The following is an 11,973-nucleotide window of genomic DNA, read 5'->3' as shown; positions in this document are numbered from 1 at the left end:
GGCGATGGGAAGCAAGGGCCTGGAGTGACCAGCGTCGAGGACGTCCGACCGGTGAGCCGGGTCGGCGTATGGGTACGCGGGCACGGACTCGCGATCGGCCTGATGCTGATCCTGACCTACCTCGTGCTCTTCCCCCTGGGCCGCCTGCAGTACCTCGCGCTCGAGAACGGAGCCGAGGCGTACCGCGAGGCGATCGCGCTGCCCAACATCGGGCAGACCCTGCTCACGACGATCCTCCTCGGCGTCGGCTCACTCGTCATCGCGGTGGGCCTCGGCACGGTGCTGGCCTGGTTCGCGATGCGGCTCCCTCAGCGGATGCGGTGGCTCGCGACGATCCCGATCCTGCCGATGGTGCTTCCCGCCGTGGCCGTCGTCGTCGGCTGGGCGTTCCTGTTCTCGCCGCAGGTCGGGTACGTGAACCTCCTGCTGCGGCAGTTGTCGTTCATCCAGGTCGAGCAGCCGGAGGTGGGGCTGCCGTCAGGCCCCCTCAACATCTACACCGTGGCCGGCGTGGTCATCGTCACGGGCATCCAGCTCGTGCCCCTCATCTTCCTCTTTGTGCAGTCGAGCCTCCGGCAGTTCAACTACGAGAGCATCGAGGCCTCTCTCATCGCCGGTGCGGGCCCGGTGCGGACGTTCGTCACGATCGTGCTGCCCCTCCTGCGTCCCGCCCTCGTCTACTCGGCGGCATTCGCACTGCTGCTCGGGCTCGGGCAGCTGACCGCTCCGCAGTTCCTAGGAACGCGCGAAGGAATCCGGGTCCTCGCGACCGAGGTATACCGGTTCGGCGGCGAGTCGCCCGTCGACTTCCCGCTCTCCGCAGCGGTCGCGTCCCCGCTCCTCATCGCGGGCATCGTCTTCATCGTGGCCCAGAGGCTGCTCCTGCGCCGGGACTTCCGCTTCGTGAGCGCGGGCACGCGCGGCGCGGCCCGCCCGCTCAAGCCGTCGCGCCTCGCGGCGCCCGCCATCATCGTCTACGGGATCATCACGCTGGTGCTCCCGTTCCTCGCCCTGATCCTCGTGTCACTGTCGCCGTTCTGGACGTCATCCGTCAACCTGTCCAAGCTCACCATCAACAATTACGTCAAGGCCTTCGACGACCCCGCGGTCATCAACGCGCTCACGACGAGCGTCACGGTGTCCCTGGGCGCGATGGCGATCGCGCTCCCACTCGGCTATCTGCTCACCGAGGTCCTGTACCGCCGACGCGGCTATGCCGCCGTGCGAGCGATCATCGACACGGTCACACAGGTCCCGCTCGGGGTCCCCGCGGTCGTCTTCGGCGTCGGCTTCCTCTACGTGTACCTGGGAAATCCGTTCATGCTCTACGGCACGCCGCTCCTGATGATCCTCGTCTACGTGGTGCTGGTGCTCCCCTTCACGGTGCGACTGCAGCTCACATCGCGCATGACGATCGGATCCGCCTACGAGGAGGCGGCGCGTGCGAGCGGCGCCGGCGTGCTGCGGACGCATCTCGGGGTCATGGTGCCGATGATGCGCGGTGCCCTGGCCGGCGCGAGCATCCTCATGTTCGTGATCCTCACGCACGAGTTCGCGGCGTCCATGTTCGTCCGCTCGACGCGGGTGCAGGTGCTCGGCACGCTGCTCTACGACCAGTGGTCGCGCGGCTCGTACCCGATGGTCGCGACCATCGCGATCATCATGTCGGCCGTGACCGCCGTCGGCCTGTTGCTGGCCGCAGCCATCGGCGGTCGGGAAGCGTCCCTGGATAAGCTTTAGATCTTGCGCTTCATTTAAATGATTACTACTGTCGCGAGCGTCAGAGGCATTTTCCGAAGCTGCCAGATCGCCACACGGGTGTGACGGGGCCGGGACGGCGCAGTCCGGGCCGGCCGGCAGCGTCCTGAAGGGACCCGAACGTGAAGAAGAGGCACCTCCGTCTGCTGGCCGCTCTGGCCGGCACCGCGCTCATCGTCTCCGGCTGTGCCTCCGCGCAGCCCAGCACCACACCCTCTCCCGAGGCCAGCGAGGTCGACACCGAATGGCAGGCCGTCATCGATGCGGCGAAGGAAGAAGGGACTGTCGTCTGGTACTCGATCGCGCCCCAGGCTGTGCGCGACGCCGTCAAGGCCGGCTTCGAGGCGAAGTATCCGGAGATCACCGTCGAGATCAGCACGGTGACATCCGCTGAGATGAACGCCGCGCTCGAGGCCGAGCACGACACGGGGGTCGACGGCGCCGACGTCGTCACGTCGGTCGCCTACAGCTGGATCGCCGAGAAGCAGGCGGACGGCTGGTTCGTCGACCTCGACGACGTGCCCTCGCTGCAGGCTCCGGAGTGGACCGCGAGCGGCTACTTCGACGGGACGACCGTATCGTCGCCGCTCGGGCTCCTCGTCATCGGCTGGAACACGGACCTCTACCAGGGCGAGCTCGCGACCTACGACGATCTGCTGGACCCGAGCCTGGCCGGCGGGGCGATCGGGACCGTCCGGCCCGAGCCGGCGATCCACGCCGACCACTGGGCCTACGTCCAGGAGTACTTCGACGAGGACTGGCTCGAGGACTTCTCCGCGCAGAAGCCGTCCATCTACCCCAGCGCGTTTGCGAACCAAGAGGCACTCGCGGCCGGTGAGATCGCGGTCAGCGACTTCGTCTCGGCGACCGACATCATGGCTCTCCAGGAGCAGGGCGCTCCCGTCGAGTTCGTCGTGCCCGACCCGGTATGGGCCGCGCAGAACGTGTTCTTCGTGCCCGAGTCGTCGAAGCGCCAGAACGCCGCGAAGCTCTTCATGGATTACTTCGCCTCCGATGAGGGCCAGCGCGCCGCGGCCGAGTTCGGCTACAGCCCCCTGAAGAGCGTCGCCCCCGATACGCTGGGCGGCCAGTCCGAGGTCGTCCTCACGAACATCGACCACATGCTCGACCCGCAGTGGTCGATCGACTACCTCGCCGAGTGGACGACCTACTTCGGCTGAGCTGCGATCGATCGCACGACGAGGCGGGGGTCCGGTCATCCGGGCCCCCGCTTCACCGTTCCGAGACGGTCAGAGGCTCTTGAACGCCTGAACCGCCGCGAGCGACGACGCGTCGACGACCTCACTGCCGAAGCGCTCGAGCACGATCGCCTGGCTGGCCTCGAGGTGTGCGGCGCTCAACCGCCGCGCCCCGTCGACGTCGCCCTCCTCGATCAGGCGGAGCAGTGCGGCGTGCGTGCGATAGGCCTCGCGCTGCGAGTCCTCCGACGGGTACTGCGACGCCGCGTTGACGGTCTCAGCCCAGATCCGCTCCTGGATCGACCAGATCGCCACCATGCTGCGCACGATGAGGCGCATCGACTCCTGCGGCAGGCCGCCGACGAGCAGGTCGTGGAAGGCGCGCGCCGAGACGGAGAACTGCACGTCGTCGCCGATGTGCGCCTCGGTGTCGGCGACGCTCGCCCGCAGCGCCGGCACGATCGTCCCGGCCCGATCTGCCCGCACGGCGCAGCCGGCCGCGCACATCGGCTCGAGGACGAGCAGCGACTCGGCGAGGTCCGCCAGAGTTACACCCTGGCCCTGCAGCGAGAGGGCGAGCGCGTAGGCGGCCGACGACCAACTCGGCTTGTGGACGTAGGCCCCGCCGAACTTGCCGCGCCGCACCGTGATGAGGCCCTCCGCCTCGAGGATGCGCAGCGCCTCGCGCAACGACGGCCCACTGACACCGTACTGACGGGTCAGGTCGTCCTGGCGCGGCAGGGGGGCGCCGTCAGCCTCACCCCGCAGGATGCGCTTGCGCAGGTCGGACGCGATGGACTCCGCCACTCGCGATGACATGCCGAATCGCGGGCTGAACGATCTGTCGGACAATTCGCTCACGGTGCCGCCTTTGCTCATCATGGCAAACCTATAGGCCTCGACGATAATCCGTCTCGCGTGCGCGCGAAGAGACGCTAGACTCGTCTCGACTCGAATCTTATAAAAGATTGAAAGGGGAAGTCATGACCATCGCGTCAGCGACGACGTCGAGCGACATCGACTGGGATCTCTACGTCCCCTCCGAGCAGATGGTGGAGCTCGAAGAGGCGGCGCGCGATCACTTCGCCGGCCTATTCTCCGCGGCAGACGTGCGGGCGGCCGTCACGGGCGAGGCGCTCGACCACCTCTGGCCTGCGATCGTCGAGCAGGGCTACACCGCGATCGGCCTTCCCGCCGAGACGGACGGCATCGGCGGGCTCGTCGACCTTGCGGCGGTCCTCGAACAGGCCGGGCGCTCGCTCCTCCCCGCACCGCTCCTCGCGACGACCGCCGCCACGCAGACGCTCCTCGCGATCCGGGCGCCCGTTGAAGAGCCTCCCGCCGAGCCCTCGACCCTCGCGCGGCGCGATCACGGGGGCGCCTGGCTGTGCTTCGACGGACGCTCCGCGACGACCGCCGTGGCCGTCGCGGAGCGCGCTGGAGGGTGCAGCATCCGTGTCCTCTCGCTTGAATCGGCCGATCGGCGCCCGCTGGCCGGCGTCGACGGCGCGCGCGCCGACGTCGTCGTCGTCGACGGCGATGCGGTCGTGCTCGCGGAGCACGAGAGCGATGCCGACTTGGACGCCGTCCTCGCCTCCGCACGCGTGTGCGCCGCCGCCGACCTCGTGGGGGTCGCCGCCGGCGCGCTCGACGGGGGCATCCGGCACGCCCTCAGGCGCGAGCAGTTCGGCCGCACGATCGGGTCTTTCCAGGCGGTCAAACACCTGCTCGCCGACGCGTACGTGCTCGTCGAGCGCGCGAGGAGCCTCACCCGAGGAGCCGCGGTGGAGGCGTCGCGTGACCCGCTCGGAGCGGCCGCACGGCGCCTCGCGATGCTCGCGAAGGCGGCGGCGGCGGATGCCGCGACGCGAAGCGCCGAGTTACACGTCCAGCTCCTCGGCGCGATGGGCCTGACGTGGGAGTCGGATGCGCCGCTCTTCGTCCGGCGTGCCCGCCACACCGGGCCGTTCCTGGGCATGCCGGATGACCTCTACGCCCGGGTCGGAGCCGAGAGCCTCACGGAAGGGGAAGCACGATGACCGCACTCGACGAGTACCGCGCGTTCCTCGAGGCGACGCTGCCGGCCGACTACGCCGAGCGATACTCCGAGTACCGCGAGGACATCGAGCTGCGCACGCGGTTCCAGGCGGCGTCGTTCGACGAGGGCTGGCTCGTTCCGGAGTGGCCGCGCGAGCGCGGTGGGCGCGACCTGCCGCTGACGGAGGCGCTGTCGGTCCGCATCGAAGGCGCCTTGCGCCGGGTCCCGCGTCAGATGAACATCCAGGCGACCGGCGTGGTAGCGCCCGCCCTCATACAATTCGGCACGCCCGAGCAGAAGGAGCGCTACCTCCGCCCGACGCTGCGCGGCGAGGCGTGGTGGGCCCTGGGTATGTCCGAGCCCGGAGCCGGGTCGGACCTCGCGTCGCTGCGAACGACCGCCGTGCGCCGCGGAGACGTGTTCGTCGTGAACGGGCAGAAGGTGTGGACGACCCAGGCGAACGAGTCCCGCTGGTGCACGCTGTACGTGCGCACCGACCCGGACGCGCCTAAGCACCGCGGCATCACATGCCTCATCCTCGACATGGACACCCCCGGTGTGACCGCTCGCGCGATCAAGACGGCCGGGCCGAGCATCGACAGCTTCTGCGAGGTCTTCCTCGACGACGTCGAAATACCCGCCGAGAACATCCTGGGCGAGCTCAACGGCGGCTGGCGCGTCGCGATGTCCGCCCTCGAGCACGAGCGCGACATGATCTGGATCAACAACTGGCTCGAGATGCAGCGGGCGCTCGACCCCGTGCTGCGCGGCTCCGACCCGGGCGCACACACGCACGTACGCCTCGGCCGGCTGCTCGCCGACATGGAGGCGATCCGGCTCACCGGGATCCGCACAGTTGGTGCCCGCATGGCGGGCGGCGACACACCCCTCTCCGGAATTCTGAAGCTCTTCGGCTCGGAGTCCGTGCAGGAGGCCGCACGCTTCGCCCTCGAGGTTGCCGGCGGCGATGGCCACGCGCCGCTCGCGCCGTTCGACGAGTACCTCGAGTCGATGGCCGCCACGATCTACGGCGGCACGTCCGAGATCCAGCGGAACATCATCGCGGAACGGATCCTTGGCCTGCCCAAGGGTGCGTGATGGGGACGGCGTGCAAGCACCGGTGCACGCCTGGCTAGTCTGAGTGCCGGAGGTGCCCGTGGCCCGAAAAAGACGCCTGCCGATCGACCCGATCGCCGAAGCCCAGCGCCAGTGGGTCGCGCACGGGTGGACGGATGCCGCGCCCGGCATGTCGCTCGTGACGTCGATCATGCGCGCGCACCAGCTCATGCTCGCGCGCGTCGACGAGACGCTGCGCCCGTTCCAGCTGACGTTCGCCCGATACGAGCTGCTGACTCTCTTGAGCTTCTCGAGGTCGGGACGGATGCCGATGGCCTCGGCGAGCTCGCGCCTGCAGGTGCATCCGGCGAGCGTCACGAACACGGTCGACCGTCTCGAGGCCGTCGGGCTCGTGCGCCGCGAGCCGCACCCCGACGACGGCCGCGCGACGCTCGTCGTACTCACCGACGCCGGTCGCGAACTGTCCGAGCGGGCCACCGCCGCGCTCAACGAGAGCGTGTTCGAGCAGCCCGGCCTGTCGCGTGAGGACACCGAGCAGCTCGTCGAGCTCATCACGCGCCTGCGGCGCGACGCCGGCGACTTCGAGGACTGAGTCGAGCGCTCGCCCGCGCGTTTCGTCTCGCTTCGCTCGCTCAACGTCGGGGTGGGTCATCGATCGCCGGACAGCGCCCGGATCGTGTTGATGATCCCCGAGAAGTCCTGGTTCGCCCCCGGACCCTCCGCGAACTCCTTGTAGATCTCGCGCGCCATGAGCCCGAGCTTCGCGTCGACGCCGGTCGACTCGATCGCGCGCTCGGCGAGCCCGAGGTCCTTCGCCATGAGCGAGCCGGCGAACCCGGGCTGGTAGTCGCGGTTCGCGGGCGATGTCGGCACGGGTCCCGGTACCGGGCAGTTCGTCGTGAGCGCCCAGCACTGGCCGGACGCGTTCGAGGCGACGTCGAAGAGCGCCTGGTGCGTGAGCCCCAGCCGCTCCCCCAGCACGAACGCCTCCGCCACGGCGATCTGCGACACCGCGAGGATCATGTTGTTGCACACCTTCGCGGCCTGGCCGAGGCCGTCACCGCCGCAGTGCACGACCCGGCGGCCCATCGCCTCGAGAAGCGGCTTCGCCGTCTCGAAGTCCTCCTCGCCACCGCCGACCATGAACGCGAGTGTCGCGTTCTCGGCGCCGACCACCCCGCCCGACACGGGGGCGTCGAGCGCGCGGTGACCAGCCACCTCAGCGAGCCGGTGCGCCTCGCGCGCCTCGTCGACCGAGATCGTCGAGCAGTCGATGAACAGCGTGCCGGGCGGTGCGACGTCGACGAGTCCGTCCACGCCGTCGCCCCCTGAGTACGCCGAGAGCACCTGGGCGCCGGTCTGGAACATCGTGATGACGACGCGTGCGCCGGCTGCGGCATCCGGTCCTGACGATGCCGTCTCGATGCCCGCTTCGTTCGCCGACCGCATCGCGGCCGGAGACACGTCGAAGCCGACGACGTCGTAGCCCGCCGACTTCAGGTTGCGGGCCATCGGCAGGCCCATGTGCCCGAGGCCGAGGAACGCGACGCGAGCGCCCTGTTCGACGGCGGTCACGACGCACGCTCCAGCAGGTCACGGCCGATGACGACGCGCATGATCTCGTTCGTCCCTTCCAGGATCTGGTGCACGCGCAGGTCGCGCACCACCTTCTCGATGCCGTAATCCTGCAGGTAGCCGTAGCCGCCGTGAAGCTGAAGCGCCGCGTTCGCGACGCGGAAGCCGACGTCGGTCGCGAAGCGCTTCGCCATCGCGGCGCGGACCGCGGCATCCGGCTCCTTCAGGTCGAGGGCTGTGGCGGCGTCCTGCACCATGAGGCGCGCCGCGTGCAGCTCGGTCGTCATGTCGGCGAGCGTGAAGACGACGGACTGCTTCTCGGCGAGCGGCTCGCCGAATGTGAAGCGCTCGTGCACGTAACGACGGGCCTTGTCGAGCGCCCACTGCGCGCCGCCGATCGAGCACGCGGCGATGTTGATGCGGCCGCCGTTGAGGCCGTTCATCGCGATCTTGAAGCCTTGGCCGAGCTCGCCGAGCACCGCGTCGGCGGGCACACGCACCTCGTCGAGGATCACCTGGCGCGTCGGCTGCGCGTGCCAGCCCATCTTCTTCTCGAGCTGGCCGAACGACAGGCCGGGCGTGCCGTCGGGCACGATGAACGCGGTGATACCGCGGGCCCCCGGTTCGCCGGTGCGGGCCATGACGACATAGACGGATGCCTCGCCCCCACCCGAGATGAACTGCTTGACGCCCGTGATGACGTACTCGTCGCCGTCGCGGATCGCGGACGTCGCGATGGCCGCGGCATCCGATCCCGCTCCCGGCTCGGTGAGGCAGTACGCGCCGAAGCCCTGCATCGACGTGAGGGTCGGGAGCCACTCGGCGCGCTGCGCGTCGCTGCCGTAGGTGTCGATCATCCACGCGACCATGTTGTGGATCGAGATGTACGACGCGACTGCGGGGTCGCCCTTCGCGAGCTCCTCGTAGACGGCCGCCGCGTCGACGCGGGCGAGGCCGGTGCCGCCCGACTGCTCGCGGACCGTGATCCCGCCGATGCCGAGCTCGCCTGCTCGCTGGAGGACGTCTCGCGGGAAGTGGGACCTCTCGTCCCACTCGATCGCGTTGGGCTCGAGCTCGGTCTGCGCGAACTCGCGCACCGCCTCGATGATCGCTGCTCGCTCCTCCGCCGTCATCGCGGGGTTGCTCAGGGTGGTCGCCATGGGGTCTCCTCGGTTCACAGCCCGGACCGGCCCTTCGTGGGGGCATTCGGCCCGTGTGCCGTCGTTGGCACGATCTCCATGATACTTGGACATCCAAGTAATCGCTCGCCGAGGTCGACGCGGCCCGACGCGTTCTGCCGCCCGCGGACCTCAGAGCTCGCGCAGGATCTCCTCCACCCGCTGCTTCGCGTCGCCGAACAGCATCGCCGCGTTCTCGCGGGAGAACAGCGGGTTCGCGACGCCCGCATACCCCGACGCCATCGAGCGCTTGAACACGACCACCTGCTGGGCCTCCCACACGCGCAGCACCGGCATCCCGGCGATCGGCGAGCTCGGGTCCTCCGCCGCGGCGGGGTTCACCGTGTCGTTCGCGCCGATCACGAGCACGACGTCGGTGCTCGCGAAGTCGTCGTTGATCTCGTCCATTCCGAGCACGATGTCGTACGGGACGCGTGCCTCGGCGAGCAGCACGTTCATGTGCCCCGGCAGGCGCCCCGCGACCGGGTGGATGCCGAAGCGCACGTTCACGCCGAGCTCGCGCAGGCGGCTCGTGAGTCCCGCGACCGGGTACTGCGCCTGCGCGACCGCCATCCCGTAGCCGGGCGTGATGATGACGCTGTCGGCGTCGCGCAGCAGTTGCGCGACGTCCTCCGGCCCGAGCTCGCGGTGCTCGCCGTGCTCGGCATCCGACGCGGTCGGCGCCTCGATGCCGAAGCCGCCCGCGATCACCGACAGGAACGAGCGGTTCATCGCCTTGCACATGATGTACGACAGGTACGCACCGGATGACCCGACGAGCGCACCCGTCACGATCAGCAGGTCGTTGTTCAGCAGGAACCCGGCTGCGGCCGCGGCCCATCCCGAGTAGCTGTTGAGCATCGACACGACGACGGGCATGTCGCCGCCGCCGATCGATGCGACGAGGTGCCACCCGAGCGCGAGCGCGAGCACCGTCACGGCGATGAGGAGCCACAGCTGCGGGTCGACGACGAACCACACCGTGAGCGCGACGAACACGACGAGCGCTCCCAGGTTCATCGCGTTCCGGCCCGGAAGCACGAGCGGCGCCGACGACATGCGGGCCGACAGCTTGAGGAACGCGACGATCGAGCCCGTGAACGTCACGGCGCCGATGAAGACGCCGATGAAGACCTCGGCGTGGTGGATGCCGACGAGCTCGGCCGGCAGCTCGGGCTCGTCGAGGTATCCGTTCCAGCCGACGAGCACCGCGGCGAGACCGACGAAGCTGTGCAGTAGCGCGATGAGCTGCGGCATGCCGGTCATCTCGACCACACGGGCGCGCCACAGGCCGATCGCGGCTCCGATCAGCACGGCGACCATGAGCAGCACGAGCCCGAAGGTCGCTCCGGTGGTCCACGCGTCGAGCACCGTGAGCACGATCGTCGCGGCGAGCGCGATCGTCATGCCGATGATGCCGTAGACGACGCCGTTGCGGGCGCTCTCGTGGCGGCTGAGCCCGGCGAGGCTCATGATGAACAGCAGCGCGGCGACGATGTAGGCGGCCGCCGCGATCGACTCGGCCGTCACCGGGTGGCCCCCGCACTCCGGGCGGGCGCGTCTTCTCGGAAGAACATCTTGAGCATGCGGCGCGTGACCGCGAAGCCGCCGAAGACGTTGATGCTCGCGACGAGGATCGCCGCGAACGCGAGCGCCTGCACGACGGGGTCACCGCTCGTGACCTGCAGCATCGCACCGACGACGATGATCCCCGAGATCGCGTTCGTCACCGACATGAGCGGCGTGTGCAGCGCATGGTGCACCTTGCCGATCACGTAGAAGCCGACGACGACCGACAGCACGAGCACCGTGAGGTGCTGCGGCAGGGGCGGCGGCGCGATCGCGGCGATCGCGAACAGCGCCACGATGCCCGCCGCGACGAGCAGGGCCCTCGCCCACACCGGCATCCGCTTCGTCTCGGTCGGGTCCGCCGCGGCCTCGGGAGCCCGCGCAGGAGCCGCCGGCACCGACACCGGCACCGGGGGCGGCGGCCACGTCGTCTCACCGTCGCGCACGACCGTCACCGCGCGCTGCACGACGTCGTCGAAGTCGATGACGAGCGTGCCGTCCTTGTTCGGTGTGAGCAGCTTCAGGAGGTTGACGAGGTTCGTGCCGTACAGCTGAGACGCCTGCGCCGGCAGCCGCGACGCGAGGTCGGAGTACCCGAGGATCACGACGCCGTTCTCGGTCACGACTCGCTCGCCGTTGACCGACCCCTCGACGTTGCCGCCCTGCGCGGCGGCCATGTCGACGATGACGCTGCCCGGTTTCATCGTCGCGACCATGTCGGCCGTGATGAGTCGCGGTGCAACGCGACCGGGGATCTGCGCCGTCGTGATGACGATGTCGACATCGCGCACCTGCTCCGCGTAGAGCGCGGCGGCGGCGCGATCGTAGTCCTCGGACGTCGCCTTCGCATAGCCGTCGGTCGACTCCATGCGCTCGTCCACCTCGACCGCGAGGTACTCGCCGCCGATCGAGCGCACCTGATCGGCGACCTCCGGACGCGGGTCGGTCGCGCGCACGATCGCTCCCAGGCTGCTTGCGGCCCCGATCGCGGCGAGGCCAGCGACCCCCGCGCCGGCGACGAGCACCCTCGCCGGCGGCACTTTGCCCGCCGCCGTCACCTGGCCCGTGAAGAAGCGCCCGAACTCGTGCGCCGCCTCGACGACCGCGCGGTAGCCGGCGATGTTCGCCATCGAGCTCAGCACGTCCATCGACTGCGCGCGCGATATGCGGGGCACGGCGTCGAGCGCGATCGCCGTGAGGCCGCGCGTGCTGAGCGCCTCCAGCAGATCGGGTCGCAGCGCAGGAGACAGCAGCGCCGCGATCGCGGCTCCGTCCGCCAGCCGGTCGATCTCGTCGCGCGTCGGCGGGTTGATCTTGAGCACGAGGTCGCCGGCCCACGCTTCCGCCGCATCGACGACGCGCGCGCCGGATGCCTCGTACGCGGCATCCGGGAACGACGACGCCTCACCCGCTCCGCGTTCGACCACCACCTCGTAGCCGAGCGACACGAGTGCCGTCACGGTGACGGGCGTCGCGGCGACGCGCGCGTCCTCTGCCTCACGGACGATTCCGATCCGAGCCACACTGCTCCCTTCAGGTCGACCCGCAGTCGCCTCCGACGGCGAGCGCCCGTCACCGG

The 11,973-nt window shown here is 69.7% G+C and carries 10 protein-coding genes; 5 read left to right on the top strand and 5 right to left on the bottom strand.

Annotated features, from left to right (window positions below):
• Positions 1-24 precede the first annotated feature (24 nt).
• Positions 25-1,740, top strand: coding sequence for an ABC transporter permease (locus VNR19_RS16445; protein WP_325728353.1), 1,716 nt, complete (start codon positions 25-27; stop codon positions 1,738-1,740).
• Between the two features lie 140 nt (positions 1,741-1,880).
• On the top strand, positions 1,881-2,939 hold the full coding sequence (locus tag VNR19_RS16440; RefSeq protein WP_325728352.1) for an ABC transporter substrate-binding protein: 1,059 nt from the start codon (positions 1,881-1,883) through the stop codon (positions 2,937-2,939).
• Between the two features lie 69 nt (positions 2,940-3,008).
• On the opposite strand, the gene VNR19_RS16435 is transcribed toward VNR19_RS16440, so the two are convergent.
• Entirely contained in the window at positions 3,009-3,818 is an 810-nt protein-coding gene (locus tag VNR19_RS16435) for a FadR/GntR family transcriptional regulator (RefSeq protein WP_325728351.1), read from the bottom strand.
• A gap of 122 nt (positions 3,819-3,940) precedes the next feature.
• Between VNR19_RS16435 and VNR19_RS16430 the strand changes: the two genes are divergently transcribed.
• The 3 genes from VNR19_RS16430 to VNR19_RS16420 are packed head-to-tail and all read left to right on the top strand — an operon-like array spanning position 3,941 to position 6,664.
• The gene (locus VNR19_RS16430) at positions 3,941-4,996 is read left to right on the top strand and encodes an acyl-CoA dehydrogenase family protein (RefSeq protein WP_325728350.1); all 1,056 of its coding nucleotides are present in this window, start codon (positions 3,941-3,943) and stop codon (positions 4,994-4,996) included.
• Complete coding sequence (locus tag VNR19_RS16425; protein WP_325728349.1) at positions 4,993-6,093, top strand: acyl-CoA dehydrogenase family protein; 1,101 nt, start codon at positions 4,993-4,995, stop codon at positions 6,091-6,093. Before VNR19_RS16430 ends, VNR19_RS16425 begins: the two co-directional genes overlap by 4 nt.
• Positions 6,094-6,151: 58 nt before the next feature.
• The gene (locus VNR19_RS16420; RefSeq protein WP_325728348.1) at positions 6,152-6,664 is read left to right on the top strand and encodes a MarR family winged helix-turn-helix transcriptional regulator; all 513 of its coding nucleotides are present in this window, start codon (positions 6,152-6,154) and stop codon (positions 6,662-6,664) included.
• A gap of 56 nt (positions 6,665-6,720) precedes the next feature.
• Here the strand turns inward: VNR19_RS16420 and mmsB are convergent, their stop codons facing one another.
• The 4 genes from mmsB to VNR19_RS16400 form a co-directional block, all read right to left on the bottom strand.
• Entirely contained in the window at positions 6,721-7,647 is a 927-nt protein-coding gene (mmsB, locus tag VNR19_RS16415) for a 3-hydroxyisobutyrate dehydrogenase (RefSeq protein WP_325728347.1), read from the bottom strand.
• Positions 7,644-8,807: an acyl-CoA dehydrogenase family protein gene (locus VNR19_RS16410; protein WP_325728346.1), complete on the bottom strand. Its 1,164-nt coding sequence runs from the start codon at positions 8,805-8,807 to the stop codon at positions 7,644-7,646. Before VNR19_RS16410 ends, mmsB begins: the two co-directional genes overlap by 4 nt.
• A gap of 150 nt (positions 8,808-8,957) precedes the next feature.
• Positions 8,958-10,355 (bottom strand): Re/Si-specific NAD(P)(+) transhydrogenase subunit beta, encoded by a 1,398-nt coding sequence (gene pntB / locus VNR19_RS16405; RefSeq protein WP_325728345.1) that lies wholly within the window; start codon positions 10,353-10,355, stop codon positions 8,958-8,960.
• Positions 10,352-11,917, bottom strand: coding sequence for a Re/Si-specific NAD(P)(+) transhydrogenase subunit alpha (locus tag VNR19_RS16400; protein WP_325728344.1), 1,566 nt, complete (start codon positions 11,915-11,917; stop codon positions 10,352-10,354). The genes pntB and VNR19_RS16400 overlap by 4 nt, the downstream gene beginning before the upstream one ends.
• Positions 11,918-11,973 lie beyond the last annotated feature (56 nt).

This window comes from Microbacterium sp. (assembly GCF_035556355.1).
In the GTDB taxonomy this organism is placed as follows: Bacteria; Actinomycetota; Actinomycetes; order Actinomycetales; family Microbacteriaceae; genus Microbacterium.
The sequence above is the reverse complement of the archived record's forward strand: the minus strand, read 5'-3'. Positions and strand labels throughout refer to the sequence as shown.

Excerpts from the sequence above, each read along its gene's own strand:
- VNR19_RS16430 (WP_325728350.1), top strand. The coding sequence starts at position 3,941 with ATGACCATCGCGTCAGCGACGACGTCGAGCGACATCGACTGGGATCTC.
- VNR19_RS16425 (WP_325728349.1), top strand. The coding sequence starts at position 4,993 with ATGACCGCACTCGACGAGTACCGCGCGTTCCTCGAGGCGACGCTGCCG.
- VNR19_RS16410 (WP_325728346.1), bottom strand. The coding sequence starts at position 8,807 with ATGGCGACCACCCTGAGCAACCCCGCGATGACGGCGGAGGAGCGAGCA.